The 18,228-nt window shown below is 74.5% G+C and carries 19 protein-coding genes and 1 pseudogene; 11 read left to right on the top strand and 9 right to left on the bottom strand.

The features are described from left to right. Positions 1-165: 165 nt before the first annotated feature. Positions 166-1,101 (bottom strand): RNA polymerase sigma factor SigJ, encoded by a 936-nt coding sequence (gene sigJ / locus K7G60_RS23565; protein ID WP_225802924.1) that lies wholly within the window; start codon positions 1,099-1,101, stop codon positions 166-168. Between the two features lie 152 nt (positions 1,102-1,253). Here sigJ and wrbA point away from each other — a divergent pair. The 3 genes and pseudogenes from wrbA to K7G60_RS23550 all read left to right on the top strand — a co-directional run bounded on the left by wrbA (position 1,254) and on the right by K7G60_RS23550 (position 3,013). Then, positions 1,254-1,863 (top strand): annotated as a pseudogene (wrbA, locus tag K7G60_RS23560) (NAD(P)H:quinone oxidoreductase). Between the two features lie 38 nt (positions 1,864-1,901). Continuing rightward, a complete protein-coding gene (locus tag K7G60_RS23555; RefSeq protein ID WP_225802923.1) occupies positions 1,902-2,342 on the top strand; it encodes a nuclear transport factor 2 family protein in 441 nt (146 codons plus the stop codon). Positions 2,343-2,551: 209 nt separating this feature from the next. Further along, positions 2,552-3,013: a dirigent protein gene (locus K7G60_RS23550; RefSeq protein WP_225802922.1), complete on the top strand. Its 462-nt coding sequence runs from the start codon at positions 2,552-2,554 to the stop codon at positions 3,011-3,013. Positions 3,014-3,091: 78 nt separating this feature from the next. Here the strand turns inward: K7G60_RS23550 and K7G60_RS23545 are convergent, their stop codons facing one another. Genes K7G60_RS23545 through K7G60_RS23535 form a run of 3 tightly spaced genes read right to left on the bottom strand, consistent with a single transcriptional unit; the run spans position 3,092 to position 6,259 of the window. Continuing rightward, positions 3,092-4,201, bottom strand: a complete 1,110-nt coding sequence (locus K7G60_RS23545) for a PP2C family protein-serine/threonine phosphatase (RefSeq protein WP_225802921.1) — start codon at positions 4,199-4,201, stop codon at positions 3,092-3,094. A gap of 1 nt (position 4,202) precedes the next feature. After that, complete coding sequence (locus tag K7G60_RS23540; RefSeq protein ID WP_225802920.1) at positions 4,203-5,675, bottom strand: MFS transporter; 1,473 nt, start codon at positions 5,673-5,675, stop codon at positions 4,203-4,205. Next, entirely contained in the window at positions 5,672-6,259 is a 588-nt protein-coding gene (locus tag K7G60_RS23535) for a TetR/AcrR family transcriptional regulator (RefSeq protein ID WP_225802919.1), read from the bottom strand. Before K7G60_RS23535 ends, K7G60_RS23540 begins: the two co-directional genes overlap by 4 nt. 298 nt (positions 6,260-6,557) lie before the next feature. Between K7G60_RS23535 and K7G60_RS23530 the strand changes: the two genes are divergently transcribed. The 5 genes from K7G60_RS23530 (at position 6,558) to K7G60_RS23510 (ending at position 11,160) form a co-directional block, all read left to right on the top strand. Further along, positions 6,558-7,142, top strand: a complete 585-nt coding sequence (locus tag K7G60_RS23530; RefSeq protein WP_225802918.1) for a TMEM165/GDT1 family protein — start codon at positions 6,558-6,560, stop codon at positions 7,140-7,142. A gap of 82 nt (positions 7,143-7,224) precedes the next feature. Continuing rightward, on the top strand, positions 7,225-7,371 hold the full coding sequence (locus tag K7G60_RS23525) for a hypothetical protein (protein ID WP_225802917.1): 147 nt from the start codon (positions 7,225-7,227) through the stop codon (positions 7,369-7,371). A gap of 88 nt (positions 7,372-7,459) precedes the next feature. Further along, a complete protein-coding gene (locus K7G60_RS23520; RefSeq protein WP_225802916.1) occupies positions 7,460-8,077 on the top strand; it encodes a TetR/AcrR family transcriptional regulator in 618 nt (205 codons plus the stop codon). Continuing rightward, positions 8,061-9,719, top strand: a complete 1,659-nt coding sequence (locus K7G60_RS23515; protein WP_225802915.1) for an acyl-CoA dehydrogenase family protein — start codon at positions 8,061-8,063, stop codon at positions 9,717-9,719. The genes K7G60_RS23520 and K7G60_RS23515 overlap by 17 nt, the downstream gene beginning before the upstream one ends. A gap of 154 nt (positions 9,720-9,873) precedes the next feature. Further along, the gene (locus K7G60_RS23510; RefSeq protein ID WP_225802914.1) at positions 9,874-11,160 is read left to right on the top strand and encodes a M20 family metallopeptidase; all 1,287 of its coding nucleotides are present in this window, start codon (positions 9,874-9,876) and stop codon (positions 11,158-11,160) included. On the opposite strand, the gene K7G60_RS23505 is transcribed toward K7G60_RS23510, so the two are convergent. Both K7G60_RS23505 and K7G60_RS23500 read right to left on the bottom strand, forming a co-directional pair. Further along, on the bottom strand, positions 11,161-12,045 hold the full coding sequence (locus K7G60_RS23505) for a DMT family transporter (protein WP_225802913.1): 885 nt from the start codon (positions 12,043-12,045) through the stop codon (positions 11,161-11,163). It abuts the gene before it with no gap. 59 nt (positions 12,046-12,104) lie between these two features. Then, positions 12,105-12,983 (bottom strand): LysR family transcriptional regulator, encoded by an 879-nt coding sequence (locus tag K7G60_RS23500; protein ID WP_225802912.1) that lies wholly within the window; start codon positions 12,981-12,983, stop codon positions 12,105-12,107. Between the two features lie 128 nt (positions 12,984-13,111). Here K7G60_RS23500 and K7G60_RS23495 point away from each other — a divergent pair, with 128 nt between their 5' ends. The 3 genes from K7G60_RS23495 to K7G60_RS23485 all read left to right on the top strand — a co-directional run bounded on the left by K7G60_RS23495 (position 13,112) and on the right by K7G60_RS23485 (position 15,394). Beyond that, positions 13,112-14,374 carry an MFS transporter gene (locus K7G60_RS23495; RefSeq protein ID WP_225802911.1) on the top strand — a complete coding sequence of 421 codons (1,263 nt, stop codon included), beginning with the start codon at positions 13,112-13,114 and terminating at the stop codon, positions 14,372-14,374. After that, positions 14,374-14,691, top strand: coding sequence for a cupin (locus K7G60_RS23490; RefSeq protein WP_225802960.1), 318 nt, complete (start codon positions 14,374-14,376; stop codon positions 14,689-14,691). The genes K7G60_RS23495 and K7G60_RS23490 overlap by 1 nt, the downstream gene beginning before the upstream one ends. Before the next feature lie 64 nt (positions 14,692-14,755). After that, complete coding sequence (locus K7G60_RS23485; RefSeq protein ID WP_225802910.1) at positions 14,756-15,394, top strand: TOPRIM nucleotidyl transferase/hydrolase domain-containing protein; 639 nt, start codon at positions 14,756-14,758, stop codon at positions 15,392-15,394. 18 nt (positions 15,395-15,412) lie between these two features. On the opposite strand, the gene K7G60_RS23480 is transcribed toward K7G60_RS23485, so the two are convergent. The 3 genes from K7G60_RS23480 to K7G60_RS23470 form a co-directional block, all read right to left on the bottom strand. Further along, the gene (locus tag K7G60_RS23480) at positions 15,413-16,807 is read right to left on the bottom strand and encodes a VanZ family protein (RefSeq protein WP_225802909.1); all 1,395 of its coding nucleotides are present in this window, start codon (positions 16,805-16,807) and stop codon (positions 15,413-15,415) included. Positions 16,808-16,953: 146 nt separating this feature from the next. Beyond that, on the bottom strand, positions 16,954-17,739 hold the full coding sequence (locus tag K7G60_RS23475; RefSeq protein WP_225802908.1) for a cache domain-containing protein: 786 nt from the start codon (positions 17,737-17,739) through the stop codon (positions 16,954-16,956). Next, positions 17,693-18,228 (bottom strand): FCD domain-containing protein (locus K7G60_RS23470; RefSeq protein ID WP_225802907.1); only part of this gene is annotated, 536 nt, incomplete at its 5' end. The genes K7G60_RS23470 and K7G60_RS23475, both read right to left, overlap by 47 nt.

Below are 18,228 nucleotides of genomic sequence, written 5' to 3'. Positions count from 1 at the left end.
TCGGGAGGACACGGGGACCCGGGCCCGTTGCGGAAGCGGCTGGAGACGCCGGGCCAGGGCCGTGGTGAAAGCGGCTGGAGACGCCTGACATCCGTACTCCGGCGCCGTCCGCGCGTACCACCCGGGCCGCCGCCCCCGCCCGCCGGTCCACCGGCGGGGCGGGCGTCACCCCCTCTTCCACGGCCGGAGCTTCTCGGGGTTGAGCACGGCCCAGATCCGTCGGATCCTGCCGTCCGCGATGTCGAACGCGTACACCGACAGGACGGCGCCGTCCAGGTGGGCCGCCAGGCCGGGTTGACCGTTGACCGTGCACTCCCGGACCACCAGCCGCCCCGGGCGGGTCCGGCCGGCGAAGAAGCGGGCGATCCGCTCGGCGCCCTCGATCGGACGGAGCAGCGCCGTGACGAGGCCGCCGCCGTCCCCGACGGCGGTGGCGTCGGGATCCAGCAGGCCGATGAGGGCGCTGATGTCCTGGGCCTGCCACGCCCGTTTGAACTCCCTGACGACACGGGCCCGCTGGGTCGTCGGCGCCGAGGGGGCCCGCGAGGCGTCGACGCGGCGGCGGGCCGAGGCCGCCAGCTGGCGACAGGCCGCCGGGGTGCGGCCGACGATGTCGGCCACTTCGGAGAAGGGGTAGCGGAAGACGTCGTGGAGGACGAACGCCACGCGCTCCGCCGGGGTCATGGCCTCCAGCACGACGAGGAAGGCCATGCCGACCGACTCGTCGAGCGTGATGCGATCGGCCGGATCGGCCGTGCTGTCGTCCGTTCCGCCGCCGGGCCACTCGTCGCGGGCGGGCAGCGGCTCGGGAACCCATTCCCCCACGTAACGCTCCCGCCGCACCCTCGCCGAGCGAAGCACGTCGAGGCAGATGCGGCCGGCGACCTTGGCCAGCCACCCCCTGGGGGACGCCACCGCCTCCTGCTGTCGCCGGGACATCGCGTACCAGCGGGCGTACGTCTCCTGGACGACGTCCTCGGCCTCGGCCAGGGAGCCCAGCATCCGGTAGGCGAGGTTGAGCAGCCGACGGCGTTCCTCCGTGAGCGCGCTCGACATCGGGTCGAGTCGGCCGTCCTGCGGCGCGGTCGAACTGGGCGTCATGGTCGTGAGGCTCCCTCGGTCGGTTCTTCCCTCACCTCTATGACGGGGCGGCGCCCCGGAATGTGAGATCGGCGCTCCGCCTCACATTCCGCCGGGCCGTCTCGTCCTACCTGACAACGGAACGTGGCGGAAGCAAACGGAGGTACACCGGCATGGAGCCCGTGAACGTCGCAGTCGTCTACTACAGCACCAGCGGCAACGTGCACGCCCTGGCACGAGCCGCCGTCGAGGGCGCCGAGAAGGCCGGCGCGTGCGTCCGGCTCCGCAAGGTGGCCGAGACGGCTCCGCCCGAGGCGATCGACGCCCATCCGGCCTGGGCCCGGCACCACCAGGACACCGCCGATGTCGCCGAGGCCGGGCACGGCGACCTGGAGTGGGCGGACGCGGTGCTGTTCGGTACCCCGGCCCGCTTCGGCAACCCCGCCGCCCAGCTGCGGCAGTTCATCGACACCACCGGGCCCCTGTGGTTCGAGGGCAGGCTCGCGGACAAGGTGTACTCGGCCTTCACCGCCTCCAACAGCGCCCACGGCGGCCAGGAGTCGACCCTTCTGGCGCTCGGCAACACCTTCTATCACTGGGGCGGCGTCATCGTGCCCCCCCGGCTACACCCACCCGGTCCAGTTCAAGTCGGGCAATCCCTACGGGACCTCGCACGTGGTCGGCGACGGGGAACCCGGCGAGGTGAGTCTGGAGGCGGCTCGCCACCAGGCCCGTCGTGTCGTCGAGGTCGCCGCCGCGCTCAAGGCCGGCCGCGCCGCCTGATCACGTCCCGCAGCACACCACAACCGAAGGAGTACGCGATGACCACCCACGAGTCCGAGATCCGGGCGCTCCTGGCGAGCCGCGCCGACGCCCAGCAGACCAAGGACATCGACCGGCTCATGTCGTTCTACGCCGCCGACGCCGTCTACTACGACGTCGTCCCCCCGCTGCGGTTCACGGGACCCGACGAGATCCGGCGCAACTTCCTGCGCTGGTTCGACGGATACGTCGGCCCCATCAGCCTGGAGACGCACGACCTCACCCTCGCGACCGGCGGGGACACCGCGTTCGCGCACATGCTCCACCTGGACTCGGGGGAGCGCAAGGGCGGGCTCCAGGCCTCGATATGGGTACGGGAGAGCGTCTGCCTCCAGCGGTCGAACGGCACGTGGTCGATCACGCACGAGCACATCTCGATCCCGATCGACCCGGCGACCATGACGGTCTGGCTCCCTTCCGACAAGGACCAACCCGCCTGACCCCCGGCCCGACCGTCCGGGGCCGGGCCGGCCGACGACCCGGTCCCACCGCAACCGCGCCCACCGCAGGCGCGCGTCAGGAGTCCCGCGTCGAAGGCGTTCGCCCATGGAATTCACAGTGAGGAGCATTCGTCATGGTCACCAGCGGTTCGGGTTCCACTCTCGCGCATCGGGGGGAACGGCGGAATCCGCGCGGACGAGCGACGCTCATGACGTTCGTCGCGGCATCGCTCGCCGCGGTCGCGGTGGGGGTCTGGGCCGTCGACAGCGCACACGCCGGAACCCCGGAGAAGGGGCGTGTCGAGGTTCTCGAACTCGAGGTTCGGAACGATCAGTACACGGCTTCCGACCTCGGCCCCGCCGGGCCGAGCCTGGGTGACATGGACGTGTACTCCGGCACCGCCCTGAAGGACGGGCACAGTGTCGGACGTGGGGGTGGATCCTGTCAGGTCATCCATCCGAAGGGCGAAGAGCTCACGTCGCAGTGCCTGATCACGATGGAGGTCGAGCAGGGTTCCCTGACGATGCAGTCGTTGTGGACGAGGGGAGCGGCCTCCCTCGACATGGCCATCACCGGCGGTACGGGCGTCTACCGTGGCGCGCGGGGCATCGCCCGCTTCTGGGACATCGCGACGCCGGACGAGAGGGTGCGGCTCGAAATCCTGCGCTGAGAGCGCGATCGCGGTGACCGGATCGGACTTCCCGGGTACGGGGGTACGTTCCGGCCGGGCCGGGCCGGGCGCGAATCGTCAGGCGGGCCCTGCGGGCGGGCGGACCACGAGGACGGCGGCCACGTCGTCGTCGAGGCCGTCCGCCCCGTAGGCGGACAGGTCCCGATGGAGGAGCTCGGGCAGCTCCGCGGCCGGTTCCCGGGCCCAGCCGCCCAGCCGCAGCTCCAGCGGGTAGAAGGTGCCGGCCCGGTCGCGGGTCTCGCTGACGCCGTCGGTGTAGAGGAGCAGCCGGTCCCCCGGTCCGAAGGGCACCTCCTCGATCCGGTGGTGGCTGTCGGCGAGACCGGCGAGGTTGACGGGGAGCGAGGGGTCGGCGAAGTGCACGGGCTCGACGCCGGTCGCCCGCTGGAGCAGCGGGGCGGGGTGGCCGCAGCTGAGGAGCCGTGCGACGTCACGGCCGTCGGGAAGCTCCACCAGGACGACGGTGGCGAAGCGTTCGGCGGCGTCGGAGTCAGGGTCCCAGGCACCGTAGCGGGCGAGGCCCTCGTCGAGCCGGTCCGCGAGGTCCGCGAGGTCGCGGGCTTCGTTGACGGCGGCACGGAAGGAGCCGAGCAGGACGGAGGCGGTCTCGACGGCGCCGAGCCCCTTGCCCTGGACGTCGCCGAGCATGACGCGCACCGCGCCGGGGATCCTGACGGCCTCGTAGAAGTCGCCGCCGATCCTCGCCTTGGCAGCGGCCGCGACGTACAGCAGGTGCAGGTCGAAGCGGCCGAGGCGCTCGGGCAGGGGACGCAGGACGACCCGCTGGACGACCTCGGCGACGGCGGTCACCTCCCGCAGGTCCCGCTCGTAGCGGGTCCTGACCCGGCTGACCCAGGCCGCGAGGGCGGTCACGGCGGCGATGACGGCCTCGCTGACGAGGAGCTCGCGGGTGGGCGCCCCCCGGGTCGGGACGAGGAGCAGGCGGACGACCATGGCGAGCAACCCGATGCCGACGGTCCCGCGCACGCTCCAGGTGACGGCGGCGAGCGCGGGCGCGATGACGAGGAGACGGTCGAAGCGCTCCCCGTCGGGGGTGGCGAGGTCGGCGACGACCGTCAGGATCAGGGCCAGGAAGGGCAGCGCGCGACCGAGGTTGAACTGGGTGCGCGCCGTGCCGGGAGGACGGCGGTGACCGGCTGCGGGCATCTCATGATCGTACGCAGGGCCGTCCGCCGGGCCGGGGTGCCGCCGGGTCCGGGCGTGTCCCCCGGCGGTCGGCTCGGCCGGGCAGGGCCAGGGCGGCCGGGAGGGCGAGCGCGGCGAGCGTCGCCAGGGCCGGGAGGGCGGCGCCCCGGGCCGGTACGAAGCCGCCGTCGGGCACGAGGGCGAGCAGGAGGGTCGCGGTGGCGACGCCGAGCGCCGGGCCGACGTTCATCGCGGTCTGCTGGAGGCCGCCGGCGACCCCGGCATGGGCCTCGGGGGCTCGGTGCACGACGACGGAGGTCGCGGTGACCATGAGCGTGACGAACCCGGCGCCCAGGAGCGCGGAGGCGACGCCGACGGGGGTCGCCCCGGCGGTCGCGTCGAGCCGGGAGAGCAGCAGGACTCCGAGCGTGAGCAGCGCGGCCCCGGCCGTGGCGGTGCGCCGGGGGCCGAAACGGCGCTGGAGCGGCGGGCAGAGCGGCGCGCCGAGGACCATGAGGACGGCGAGGGGCAGGACGCGCAGCGCGCAGTCGAGGGGATCGAGCCCCTGGACGTCCTGGAGGAAGTACGTCGCCACGAAGAGCGCGCCGAAGAGGGCCGCGGAGGCGGCGAGGAGCGCGGCGAGGCCGGCGACGACCGGCACGCTCCGGAGCAGCGCCGGGGGCAGCAGCGGGTCCGCGACGCGCCGCTCGTGCCGGGCGAAGGCCGCCCCGGCGCCGAGAGCCGCGCCGCAGGCGAGGGCGGCGGCACCGATGCCGCCGGGACGGGAGGCCTCGTCGAGGCCGTGGACGAGCAGACCGAGCGCGGCGGCGAGCAGGAGGGCACCGAGCGGGTCGAGCGCGGCGGGGCCGGAGGCGGGGCGGTGGGCGGGGTCCGTCGATGGGTGGTCGGGCGAGGCGGGGCCGGACGCCGGGCGGCCGGGGGAGCCCGTCCGTCGGCGGTCCGGTGGGGCCAGGGCGAGGAGGCCGATGGCGAGGGTCGGGGGCACGCCGAGGAGGAAGACCGCGCGCCAGCCGTACGAGGAGACCAGCGCGCCGCCGACGAGGGGACCGGCCGCGGCGGCGAGACCGATGGCGGCGGTGCGGACGGCGATCGGGGTCGCGAGCCGCTCGGGCGGGAAGGCGGTGCGCAGCATGCCGAGGGTGGCGGGCTGGAGGAGCGCCCCGCAGACGCCCTGGAGCACGCGCAGCGCGATCACGGTGCCGATGCCGGGGGCCAGGGCGATCCCGGTGGAGGCGGCGGCGAAGCCGAGGGCGCCGACGGCGAAGACCCGGTGGTGGCCGTACCGGTCGCCGAGGCGACCCGCGAGGACGAGGAGGCTCGCGACGGCGACGAGGTAGCCGGTGCTGGTCCACTGCACCTGGCCGACCTCGGCGCCCAGGTCGCGCTGGAGGGCGGGCTGGGCGACGGTCAGGACCGTGCCGTCGAGGGCGACGACGGCGGCGCCGACGACGCTGCAGGCGAGGGTGCGGTTCACGGGGCGGGCTCCACGGGGCCGAGGTGGGCGTCGAGCGCGGTGGCCAGGAGGGGTGCCGGGTCGTCGCCGCCGGTGGCGAGGCGGAGGCTGCCCCAGTGCCAGAGCTGGGCGAGGCCGTGCAGGTTGGCCCAGAGGGCACCGGCGAGGAGGGCGGGGTCGGCCGCCGGGCGGACACGGGCGACGAGCCCGGCGAGGTGGGCGAAGAGCGGCAGGCTGGTCTCGCGCAGCCCGAGCCGTCCGCTCTCCAGCAGGTCGTGCCGGAACATCAGCTCGTACATGCCGCGCCGGGTGCCGGCGTAGTCGAGGTAGACGCGGGCGAGCACCCCGATCCGTTCGCGTGCCGTGGCCCCTTCGGGGTCCTCCTCGGCGACGCGGGCGGCCAGTTCGGCGAAGCCCTGGCGGGCGATGGCGGAGAGCAGCTCCAGGTGGGTGGGGAAGTACCGGCGCGGGGCTCCGTGGGAGACGCCGGCGCGGCGGGCGATCTCGCGGAGCGAGAGGGCCTGGACGCCCTCGGAGTTCACCAGTTCGACGCCGACCCGGACGAGCCGGCCGCGCAGCCCGTCCTCATGTTCCTTCAGTGACATGGACACTGTCTACCAAGATCGAGTAGACAGTGTCTACTCACCTCCGCGCTCCCGTCCGTTACACTGGGCGACAGCGAAGGGGAGTAGCCCTGCGAACCGGTCGTCGACACACTGGAGCCTTCGGGTTCCCGGTGACCGGGTCCGCGGATCACGCGGACGGGCGAGACCTTCGGCCAGGCAACAGCCGCGTCCGCGTTCCCGTGGGCGTGGTCCGTCATGCCGGGCCGAGTGGTCCTCCCGTCGCCCACCGAGGTGTCGTGCGGAGCCATGGGGCCCGGACCGAGCAGAGAGCCCCGGTATGCACCTCGACCCCTTGGCGATCCTCACCGCCTTCGGGCTGATCTTCCTCGCCGAGCTTCCCGACAAGACGATGTTCGCGTCCCTCGCCATGGGCACGCGCATGCGTCCGCTGTACGTGTGGATCGGCACCTCCACCGCCTTCCTGGCCCACGTCGCCATCGCGGTGGGCGCCGGCAGCCTGCTCGGGCTGCTCCCGGGCTGGACCGTCAAACTGGTCTCGGCCCTGATGTTCGGCTTCGGCGCCTTCATGCTGCTGCGCGGCGGGGGCGATGACGACGACGCCGACGAGGGCGGCCGGACGGTCAGCGGCTTCTGGCCCGTCTTCTCGACCGCGTTCACGGCCGTCTTCATCAGCGAGTGGGGCGACCTGACCCAGATCACCACCGCCAACCTGGCCGCCACCAACGGCACCTGGTCGACGGCGATCGGTTCGTTCGCCGCCCTGACGACGGTCTCCGCCCTCGCCCTGATCGCCGGCCGCTTCATCGCCAAGCGCGTTCCCCTCAGGACCGTGCAGCGGATCGGCGGCGTCTGCATGGCGGGACTCGCCGTCTGGTCGCTGACCGAGGTCTTCACCGGCTGAGCACGCCCACTGCCCGGCGCATGCCCCTTCCCACCCGGGAAGGGGCGTGCACCGTCCCGCACCGGCCGGAAACACGCGTCCCGTGGCCACCGTCTCCGAACCGGCCGACCCCCTCACGGCGTTCGGGAGCCGGCTCGTCGACGTGCGCCTCCGGCTCCGCGAGGAACTCGCCCGCCTCCGCCAGGAGCTGGACTCCTTCCTCTCCGGCGGCGCCCGCCCCGCGACCTGACCGGCCGCCGACGACTGGAGTTCCGCGTCGCGGTGACGTCCTCGCCCGCCCTCTTGATGAAGAAGTGAATCACTGCTTCACTCCTTCCATGCCCTACCGACGCACCCCCGCCGTCCAGGCCCGGCTCGACGCCCAGCGCGCGTCGGTCGTCGACGCGGCCCTCGGGCTGCTCGCCGAGCAGGGGTACGCGGGCTGCACGATGGCCGCCGTCGCCGCGCGCGCCGGCATCGCCACCGGCAGCGTCTACCGCCACTTCCCGAGCAAGGCCGAACTCGCCGTCGAGCTGTTCAGGACCGTGGTGAGCCGGGAAGTGGCGGCCGTCTCCGAGGCGGCCGGGCACCCCGGGCACGGTTCGGCGGCCGAGCGGGTGGTCGCCGTGATCGAGACCTTCGCCCAACGGGCCCTGAAATCGCCGCGCCTCGCCTACGCGCTGCTCGCCGAACCGGTCGACCCGGCCGTGGACGCGGAGCGGCTCGTCTTCCGGCGCGCGTTCCGGGACGTGTTCGCCGAGCGCGTCCAGGAGGGCGTGCGCTCGGGCGAGCTGCCGCCCCAGGACCCGGTCCTGACGGCCTCGGCGCTGGTCGGAGCGGGAGCGGAGGCACTCGTCGGACCGCTCGCGGAGGGGTCCGTCGGCCCCGGGACCGTACCCGCCCTCGTCACGTTCACCCTGCGAGCACTGGGAGTTCCCGATGCCGACCACGCATGAGGTCACCAACCAGGTACCGCCGCTGACCGGTCACGACGTCTCCGCCGACCCCGCGCTCCTGGAGGCGCTGCGCCGGGAGGGCGCGGGCTGGGCCGAGGCCGAGGTCCGTGAGCTCGGGGCGAAGGCGGGAGGCGAGGAGGCCCAGGAGTGGGGGCGGCTCGCCGAGCGCCACTCCCCCGTCCTGCACACCCACGACCGGTTCGGGCACCGGATCGACGAGGTCGAGTTCCACCCGTACTGGCACGAGTTGATGGACACGGCCGTGCGGCACGGACTGCACGGCGCCCCCTGGCGCGACGAGCGGCCGGGCGCGCACGTGGCGCGCGCCGCCAAGGTGTTCGTGTGGGGGCAGGCCGACGCGGGGCACCTGTGCCCGGTCTCCATGACGTACGCGGCGGTGCCCGCGCTGCGCGTCCAGCCGGAGCTCGCCGAGGTGTACGAGCCGCTGCTCACCTCCTCCGCGTACGACTTCGGGCTGCGGGTTCCGACGGAGAAGCGCGGGATCATCGCCGGGATGTCGATGACCGAGAAGCAGGGCGGCTCGGACGTCCGGGCGAACACGACCCGTGCCGTGCCGACGGGAGAGCCCGGGCAGTACGCGCTGACCGGGCACAAGTGGTTCACCTCGGCGCCGATGTCGGACGTCTTCCTCACCCTGGCGCAGGCTCCCGGCGGACTGTCCTGCTTCCTGGTGCCCCGGGTGCTGCCCGACGGCAGCCGCAACGCGATCCGGCTCCAGCGCCTCAAGGACAAGCTGGGCAACCGGTCCAACGCCTCCTCGGAGATCGAGTACGAGGGCGCCCTCGGCCGGCTGGTCGGCGAGGAGGGGCGCGGGGTGGCCACCATCATCCGGATGGTCAACATGACGCGGCTCGACTGCGCCATCAGCTCGGCCTCCGGCATGCGCCTCGGGCTCGTGCAGGCCGTGCACCACGCCACGCACCGCGAGGCGTTCGGGGCGCGCCTGGTGGACCAGCCGCTGATGCGGAACGTCCTCGCGGACCTGGCGGTGGAGGCGGAGGCCGCGACGGTCGCGGCGCTGCGGCTGGCCGGGGCGGTGGACCGGGCGGCCCGCGGTGACGCCGAGGAGGAGCAGCTGCGCCGGCTCGGTCTCGCGGTCACCAAGTACTGGGTGTGCAAGCGGGCCCCCGCGCACGCGGCCGAGGCGCTCGAATGCCTCGGCGGCAACGGCTACGTCGAGGACTCGGGCCTGCCGAGGCTCTACCGGGAGTCGCCGCTGCCGTCGATCTGGGAGGGCTCCGGGAACGTCGCCGCGCTCGACGTGCTGCGGGCGATGGCCCGTCAGCCGGAGGCGGTGGAGGCGTACTTCGCGGAGGTCGACCGGGGCGCGGGCGCGGACCGGCGTCTCGACGCGGCGGTGGCGGGCCTCCGCAAGGACCTCGCGGGGCTCGGCGACCCGGACGCGGCGGCGTACGGGGCACGGCGCCTCGTCGAGCGCCTCGCCCTGGCCCTGCAGGGTTCGCTGCTCGTCCGGCACGGCCACCCGGCGGTCGCGGACGCGTTCTGCGCCTCCCGCCTGGACGGCGACCGGGGCCTCGCGTTCGGGACGCTGCCGGCGGGCGTGGACACGGCGGCCATCATCGCGCGGAGCGGCCCGGAAGCGGTGGGCACGCCGGCCTGACCGGTGCCGCGCACACCGCCTCCGCCTCTCGTGCGGCCACCGGGGACGGCGGAACGCCGCACGGCCCGCCTCGTCCCGACGCGTCCTCGGTGGCAGGCTGGTGGCGCACGGTTCCCCGGCCACGGCGCCAGCCGGCACGAGAGGGAGTTCCCCGTTGGGCAGCGAGGCGATCCACGACGAACTGGACGAGCGGGCGGCGAAGACGGCCGATCAGGTGGTGGCCTGGCGGCACCACCTGCACCGGCATCCGGAGCTGTCCAACCGGGAGGTGAACACGGCCCGCCTGGTGGCGGACCACCTGCGCGCCCTGGGCCTCGACGAGGTCCGTACGGGCATCGCGGGGCACGGGATCGTGGGCGTCCTGCGCGGGACGGCGCCGGGCGGCGGGCGGGTCGTGGCGCTGCGGGCGGACACGGACGCCCTGCCGGTGAAGGACCTGTGCGGGGCGGACTTCGCCTCCGACGTGGTGGACACCGCCTATCCGGGCGGCCCGTTCCCCGTCTCGCACGCCTGTGGGCACGACTGCCACACGGCCATGCTGATGGGTGCGGCGACGGTGCTCGCGGGTGTCCGCGAACGGCTTCCCGGCACGGTCCTCTTCGTGTTCCAGCCCGCCGAGGAGGGGCCACCGGTGGCGGAGCGGGGCGGGGCGCTGGCGATGGTCGAGGCGGGCGCCTTCGCCGACCCGGTGCCGACGATGGCCTTCGGCATGCACGTGACGCCGTATCCGAAGGGGTACGTGGGGTACAGGATCGGCAACCAGTACGGCGCGTCCACCCTGGTCCGTGTCGTCGTCACCGGGAAGCAGGTGCACGGCTCCACGCCCTGGGAGGGGATCGACCCGATGCCGGCGGCCGGCGCGGTCCTCACCGGCATCGGCCAGCTCTACCGGCAGGTCTCGGCCTTCGACCCGGTGACGGTGACGATCGGGCACGTCGAGGACGTGGGCCGCTTCAACATCATCGGTCAGACGGTGACCCTGTGGGGCACGGTCCGCTGCGCCGTGGAGTCCGACATGGCGGAGGTCCGGCGCCGTCTGACGACGCTGGCCGAGCACTCCGCGGCGGCGTACGGCGCGACGGCCACGGTGGAGTACCTGCAGTCCGTGCCGCCCGTGCACAACAGCGGGCCGTGGGTGGAGGCCGGGTTGCCGACCCTCCGCCGGGTGGCCGGCGGGGACCGCGTGGTGGAGACGGGGGCGACCCTCGGGTACGACGACGTCTCCGAGCTCATCGGCCGGTTCGGCGGCCTGTACGTGATGCTCGGCGTCCAGGACGCCACGCTGGACGCCCTTGGCGGACCGGTTGCGGAGGAGGGCGGGCGCGGGCTCGTCACCAACCACAACCCGCACTTCTACGCGGACGACGACACCCTCGTCACCGGCGTCCGCCTCCACGCGCACGTGGCGTACGACCATCTGGCGGGGACCCTGGTCCCGTGATCACGCGTGCGGGCGGGGCTTGCGGAGGGCGCCGAGGTAGACGCCGGCGAGGATCAGCGGGGTACCCATGAGCAGGGAGGCGGTGAGGGGTTCGTCGTCGAGCCGGGCCGAGAGGACGATCGTCACGACGGGGATGACGACGAAGACGTACGCCGCCCGTGAGGCGCTCCAGCGGTGCACGACGAAGAGGAACAGCACGAACGTGAGGACGGAGCCGGCGACCACGAGGTAGGCGAGCGCCCACCAGGTCGCCGCCCGGTCCGGCAGGCGCCGGGTGTCGCCGGCGGCGAGGGATCCGGCGAGGAGGAGGACGGACGCGACGCCCATGCCGACGGCGTTCATCGTCACCGGGTGCACGTGCGGGAGACGGCGGACGAGCACCGTGGCCTGTGCGAAGGACAGCATGCCGCCGAGCAGGGCCAGGAAGGACAGGACGGGGACGGACCCGCTCGGGGTGGCCCCGGAGACGACGGCGACCCCCGCGGCGGCCAGGACCGTTCCGACGGCCGCGGCGGGCCGGAACCGTTCGAGGCCCTGGGAGACCGCGAGCAGCAGGGTGGCGAGCGGGACGAGCGAGAGGATCGTCTGGCCGATTCCGGCGTGCAGGCGGACGAGGGCGTAGTACACGAGGGCGGACGTGACGCCGAAGTTCAGCGCCCCGAACAGGACGGCGCCGCGCAGCGCCCTTCCGCGCGGGAAGGGGAGCCTCAGGACCGCCATGAGGACGAACAGGACGATCGACGCGGCACCGAACCGCAGCGCGGCTCCCCACAGCGGGTCGAGCTCGCGGTTGCTGAAGCGGACGCCGACCGCGTTGCCCCCGGCGAGGAGCGCGGCGACCGCGAACGCCACGAGGGTGGCCTGGTCGGTGGTGGCGCGTCGCACCGGTTCACGGTAAGCGGCGGGGGCCCCGGAGCCGGCCGGGACACGGCTCCCCGGGCCTGTCACACGGTGACGGCGGCGACGAAGGCACGGAGGAGGGCGGACTCGGCGGCGGTCGGCCACACCAGTCCGTACTCCATGGGCGGGCAGTCGCGCAGGGGCACGTAGGCGATGCCGGGGCGCGGGTGGTACCGGGCGCCGCGGGCCGCGCCGGGGGACGCGCCCCGGCCCGCGGTCACGTGGGAGAGGACCTCCTGCCAGGTGGCGGCGGCCGGCCCCCGGCCGACGGGCGCGCCGGACGGGGTGCTGCGGGGGTAGTGGTGGTCGACCCAGTAGCGGGGGACGGCGCCGCCGGGGGCGATCAGGTCGAGGCCCGCCAGGTCCTCCGGGCCGAGGGACGCGCGGCCGGCCAGCGGGTGGCCGACGGGCAGGAGGAGCACCCGCTCGTCGGTGACGACGACGGGGCCGGTGGTGAGGTCCGGCTCGCGGACGGGGAAGGCGGCGAACTGGACGTCCAGCGTCCCGTCCTGGAGGGCGTGGACTCCACCGTCCAGGGGAACCTCGTGGACGGTGATCTCGCAGTCGGGGTGGAGCGCGTGCACGGCGTCGGCGGCCGCCGTGAGCAGTTCGCCGCCCCACGGGGTGGCGAAGCCGGCGCTCAGCCTGCCGTGGACGCCGCGCCCGGCTGCGGTGGCGCGTTCGAGGGCGGCCCGCATCTGCCGGTGGGCGGGCAGGAGGTCCTCGTACAGGGTGTGGCCGACGGGGGTGAGCCGGACGCTGCGGCTGGTGCGGACGAAGAGCGGGGTGCCGACGCGGCGTTCCAGCTTCTTGACGGTCTGGCTGATCCGGCCGGTGGAGACGCCCAGGCGCTCGGCGGTGCGCCCGAAGTGGAGTTCCTCGGCGAGCGTGAGGAACGCTTCCAGTTCGTACCGTTCGAGCACCGGCCCGCTCCTTGACGTCCGCTGATCGTTGAGTGTGGCTCAACGCCGGTTTCATGATGACACCTTGATCGGCCGGGGCGGCGACCGGGAGCCTGGGGGCGTCCCCCTCCCCGTACGGAAGAGCCTCCGTGGTCCTGCGCTCCCCCGCCCCCGTCGCCGCCTCCGCCCCGCGCGTGAACGTCCTGCTCCTCGCCGTGGCCGGAGCGGTCACCGTCGCCAACATCTACTTCCCGCAGCCGTTGCTCGCCGCCGTGGCGCGCGGCCTGGACGTGTCGGAGCGGACGGCGGGTCTCATCGCCTCGGCCGCCCAGATCGGGTACGCGCTCGGCATCCTGCTGCTCGTGCCGCTCGCCGACTCCGCGCGGCTGCGCCGCCTCGCCTCGGTGCTGCTCGCCCTGACCAGTACCGCCCTGCTCGTCGCGGCGGCGGCGCCCGACGTGGTCACCCTGACGCTCGCGACCCTCGCGCTCTCCACCACGACGGTGCTGCCGCAGATCCTCACCCCGGTGGCGGCGGTGCTCGCCGGGCCCGGACGGCAGGGCCGCGTCGTGGGTCTGGTGGGCCTGGGCCTGACGCTGGGCTCGACGCTCTCCCGGACGGTCTCGGGCGCCGTGGCCGACGCGAGCGGCAGCTGGCGGGGCGCCTACGCGGTGGCCGCCGTGGCGACGGCCGCGCTGCTCCTCGTGCTCCCCCACCGGCTGCCCGAGCGGCTGGGGCCGGGGGGAGGCACCTCGTACGCCGGGCTCCTGGCCGGGCTTCCCCGGCTCCTGGCGGTCCACCGGGAGCTGCGGACCTCGGCGCTGCTGGGGGCGTGCGTCTTCGCGGCGTTCAGCGTCTTCTGGTCCGTGCTCGCCTTCCACCTGGCGGCCCCGCCGCTCGGGTACGGGCCGGGGGCCGCGGGCCTCTTCGGGGTGCTGACCCTGCCGGCGGCGCTGCTCTCGGCGGCGGCCGGGCCGCTGGCCGACCGGTACGGGGCCTCGGCGGTGAACGCCGGGGGGCTGGTGTGCGCGGGGCTCGGCCTCGCGGTGGCCGGCCTCGCCCCGTACTCCCCCGTGGCCCTGGTCGCCGGGGCGAATCTGCTGGTGGTGGGGGTCAGCTCGTGTCAGGTGGCCAACCAGGCGCGGATCTTCGGGATCGGCCGGGCGGTGGCGGCGCGGGTCAACACGGTCTTCATGCTGGCCACGTTCGGCGGCGGGGCCGTCGGCTCCCTCGCCGGGTCCTGGCTGTATTCGGCGCACGGCTGGCCGGCCGCGCTCCTCGCCGCGGGGGCGTGCGTCGCCGTCGGCGGCCTGGTGGTGGTCTCCGCGCGACCGGCGGTCCCGAGTTGCGTCCGGGACGCCACACGGGAGGCTGGGGGTATCCGCCCGCGCACCCCGCAGGGAGAGTCATGATGCTGGACCTCACCGCCCTCGCCGACGAGCACCTGTCCGCGGCCCGTACGGCGCCGCACGGACGCAGCGCCCATCTGGTGATGCACGACGGAGTGCTGCGGCAGACCGTCATCGCCCTGACCTCGGGCACTTCCCTGGACGAGCACAACGCGCCGCCGGCGGCGAGCATCCAGGTGCTGCGGGGCCGGGTGAGCCTGACGGCGGCCGGGCGGGCGGAGGAGCTGCGCGCCGGCACGCTGCGGATGCTCCCCAAGGAACGGCACGGGCTGACGGCGCTGGAGGACGCGGTGGTGCTGCTGACGGCCGTGAACGACTGAGGCACCGGTCCCGGTCGGCGGATATTCGCTGCGCTGCCGGACCGTGGACGTGCAGACTCGCCCCATGGCAGACACGAGGGCGTTGGCGGACACGAGGGCGTTCCGGGACGAGGTGGGCCGCTGGGCGGTCGGCGATTCCGGCGGAGACACGGCGCGGGACCTGGCCGTGGGTCTGGGACTGCGCACCGCGGTGCTCCTGGAGGGCCCGAGCGACTTCGCGGCCGTCGAGACGCTGGCCGCGCGGCGCGGGCGGGACCTCGCCGCGGAAGGCGTGTGCGTGGTGTCCATGGGCGGGGCGATGAGCATCGCCCGTTACGCAGAACTGCTCGGCCCGCCCGGTCTCGACCTGCGTCTGACGGGCCTGTGCGACGAGCGTGAGCGGGGCTTCTACGAGCGCGGTCTGACGCGGGCCGGCGCGCCGCGCGAGGACTTCTTCGTCTGCGTGGCGGACCTGGAGGACGAACTCATCCGCGCGCTGGGCCCGGCGAGGGTCGAGGAGATCATCCGGGCGGAGGGCGACCTCCGCCCCTGGCAGACCTTCCTGAGCCAGCCCGCCCAGCACGGCCGGCCCCGGCACCAGCAGCTGCGGCGCTTCCTCGGCACGAAGAAGGGCCGGAAGATCCGCTACGGCGCCCTCCTGGTGGAGGCCCTGGACGCCGGCCGGGCGCCGGCGCCGCTCGACGACCTCCTGGCGCGTGTGTGAGCAGCTGGAGGCGCGACGTCACCGGCCCGTACCGAAGGCGCTGTTGTGGACGTCTCCCGACAGGGAGTCCACCCACCGCACGTCCGTCGTGGCCGGGTCCGGCGGGGACGCCGTCCGCTCCCCCGCGCCCGCCGTGAGGTTCACCAGCCACTCCGGACGCCAGGTGCCGCCCCTTTCCACGGCCTTGAGCGCGAACGCCTCGAACCGGACGTCGTCCGGGACTCCCCTCCCCTCGGACCGTGCGACGAAGTCCTCCCACACGGCTCGCTCCGCCTGCTCCGCGCTCAGCTTCGCCTTCTCGAGGTCCAGGCGCGCGGGCCCGCGCGTCACGTCGAGCTGGGAGACGCGGCCCTGCCGGTCGACCTCCACGTCCAGCGACCGGGGCATCAGGACGCCGTCCTGCGTCCAGGTCCAGCGGGTCGTCCACCCGAACTCCGCCTCCTTCCCCATGGGGTACGTCTCGTGGGCCCCGGCCTCCCGCGCCCAGGGATGGTGCGCCCGCATGTACGCCCGAGCCGTCTCGTACGCCTCCTTCCCGGTGGAGGGCGCCTCGGCACCGGGAACCGGGAACCCCATGACGGTGGGGCGGTCGCCGTCCTCGAACGAGATGTTCGGGCGTTCCCCGTCCGGCCAGGACAGCGTCCCGTTGCCGTACCCCTCCGGATGCGCCTCGTCACGGCGGAAGAGACCGAACACGACATTCGTGCAGGGCACGTCCGCGCACGGCTGGTCGTACGTCTTCCCCAGGACGTACCGGTCGCCGAACGCATCCCCCAGCGCCTTCTCCACCGCCTCGCCCTGGTCTGTGTCGGCGGTCGAGAGGCCCGTACCGTCCACATGGGTGAAGGTCACCGCCGGACGCGCCACCCCCACTCCGATCAGCAGGAGGGCCGCGGACGCGAACAGTGCCGCCTTGGCGCCGGCGAGCCAGTCGACCCGCCCCGGCGTGGTGAGTGCCACGAGGGCGAGGGCAGCGCCCGCGATGCCTCCCAGGACGTTCATCTCGGCGTCCGCGCTGTCGCACAGACGCCCCAGTCCGTCCACGGTCCCCTGGGTGAACTCGACGGCGAGGGGCAGCGAGACGACACCGACGAGTGCGGGGAGGGGGCGGCGCGACGCGAGCACGGCGAAGAGTCCGAGCGGCACCGTCATCGCGAGGTTCCACAGGCCCTGAGTGGTGTGGAACGGTTCGAGGAGGTCGTGGTTGACGACGCATTCGCCGCCGGCATCACCGCTCCCCATGAAGGTGACGCCGAGCATGGCGGTGAGGGTGGCGGCGAGCCCCGCCCACCATCCGCCATGGGGGCTGCCCAGCCGGTGGGCCGTCCACCACGCCGCCGCCGCGAGGGCGAGGGCGACGAGTGCGCAGCCGGCCAGGTAGGCGTAGTGCTGTTGGAAGATCGCGGTGAACACGGGTGCGTTCCTTGCCGGTTCGGGACGTGAGAAGGCCGAACGGCCCCGCACCGGCAGACGGAGCCTTCGTGATGAACGGTTTCGGCAGCCCCTGGGCTATGTCAGGTCGCTCCCCGCGGAGGGGGGGGCGCCCGGGCCTCGGCGGTTCAGTCGTCCGCCGTCACCAGGACGAGCGGCGTGCCCCCGCAGGGCCGCAGGCGCAGGCCGTCGGCGCGGTGTTCGGCCGGCGGGCCCGCGAGGACGGCGGCGAAGTCGGGGCCCTTGGTGAGGGAACCGGCGAGGTGGGCCGGATCGGTGGAGGCGGCGACCCGGCCCCGCGCGTTGACGAGCCGGGCCGGTGCGGGCAGCCGCTGGAGCACGGGGAGCACGGCCGCTTCGAAGTGCCGCAGGTAGACGTCGGCGGCGGCCACGCCCACGAACCGGCCGTCGAGGGCGACCGGCGCGGAGAGCGTGAGGCTGTACTCGTCGGAGCACAGGTAGTCCACGTACGGGCCGGCGACGGCCCGGCGCCCGGTCTCGCGGGGCAGGGTGTACCAGTCCCAGTGGGTGTAGTCGGAGTAGGCGGAGTGCTCGGGGTCGAGGTCGAGGAGGAGCGGCCGGACGGTTCCGTCGGGGCCGCGCTGCCACCACTCCAGCCAGCCCGGTGCGTCGGTGAGGAGGCCTGGAGCGGCGACGAAGCCGACGCCCGAGACCAGCGGATGGGAGGCGAGCCGGGCGCGCAGTCCGGGGCGCAGGCCGGCCAGGTCGGCGGCGACGGGCGCGCGGTCCGGTCCGGTCGCCCCGGCGAGCAGCGCGCCCGTGTCGGCTCCGGTCTCGGCGACGGCGGTGAAGACCCCTTCGAGGGTGTCCCGGACGCGGCCGACGACCGCGCCGACCGGGTCCGTGTCAGCGACGGCCCCCGCGGGGCCCGCGAGCCCGGTGCTCCTGCCCATGCGTGTCCTCCTCGGGACGAGGCTCGGTTGCGCGGCCGGGGGTGCCGAGGCGCAGCGCGATCAGCCGCCCCACTGACTCCCGTACGCACGTCTCGGCGAGCGTTCTGGCCCGCTCGTCGGCCTCATCCTGCACGGCTGAGATCACGGCGCGGTGACGATCCGACACATTGCCGATGTGGGCGGGGTCGTCGAGGACGAGACAGAGGAGCGCGCCCAGGTCCGTCTGGAGGGCGATCTCCTCGCGGGTGAGGCGGGCGGACTGGGCGGCGGCGGCGAGTTCGACGTGGAAGCGGCCGTAGAGCCTGCTGCGGGTCGCCGGATCTTCGGCGGCGGCGAGCTCCTCGACGGTACGGGTGAGGGGGCGCAGGTCTCCGGGCTGGGTGCGGCGGGCGGCGAGCAGGGCGGCGGCGCCGGGGGCGGCGGCCCAGCGGTCGCCGCGGTCGCGGCGCTCCCCCGGGGACCCGGCGGCGAGGCGGGCGCCCAGCCGCT

This window comes from Streptomyces sp. NK15101, from assembly GCF_020400725.1.
Taxonomy (GTDB): Bacteria; Actinomycetota; Actinomycetes; order Streptomycetales; family Streptomycetaceae; genus Streptomyces.
The sequence above is the reverse complement of the archived record's forward strand: the minus strand, read 5'-3'. Positions and strand labels throughout refer to the sequence as shown.

Bases quoted from the DNA above. Each gene is read 5' to 3' on its own strand.
- sigJ (WP_225802924.1), bottom strand. From the start codon at position 1,101: ATGACGCCCAGTTCGACCGCGCCGCAGGACGGCCGACTCGACCCGATG.
- K7G60_RS23490 (WP_225802960.1), top strand. From the start codon at position 14,374: ATGCTGGACCTCACCGCCCTCGCCGACGAGCACCTGTCCGCGGCCCGT.
- K7G60_RS23530 (WP_225802918.1), top strand. From the start codon at position 6,558: ATGCACCTCGACCCCTTGGCGATCCTCACCGCCTTCGGGCTGATCTTC.
- K7G60_RS23545 (WP_225802921.1), bottom strand. From the start codon at position 4,201: ATGCCCGCAGCCGGTCACCGCCGTCCTCCCGGCACGGCGCGCACCCAG.
- K7G60_RS23550 (WP_225802922.1), top strand. From the start codon at position 2,552: ATGACGTTCGTCGCGGCATCGCTCGCCGCGGTCGCGGTGGGGGTCTGG.
- K7G60_RS23515 (WP_225802915.1), top strand. From the start codon at position 8,061: ATGCCGACCACGCATGAGGTCACCAACCAGGTACCGCCGCTGACCGGT.
- K7G60_RS23485 (WP_225802910.1), top strand. From the start codon at position 14,756: ATGGCAGACACGAGGGCGTTGGCGGACACGAGGGCGTTCCGGGACGAG.
- K7G60_RS23555 (WP_225802923.1), top strand. From the start codon at position 1,902: ATGACCACCCACGAGTCCGAGATCCGGGCGCTCCTGGCGAGCCGCGCC.
- K7G60_RS23535 (WP_225802919.1), bottom strand. From the start codon at position 6,259: ATGTCACTGAAGGAACATGAGGACGGGCTGCGCGGCCGGCTCGTCCGG.
- K7G60_RS23475 (WP_225802908.1), bottom strand. From the start codon at position 17,739: ATGGGCAGGAGCACCGGGCTCGCGGGCCCCGCGGGGGCCGTCGCTGAC.
- K7G60_RS23520 (WP_225802916.1), top strand. From the start codon at position 7,460: ATGCCCTACCGACGCACCCCCGCCGTCCAGGCCCGGCTCGACGCCCAG.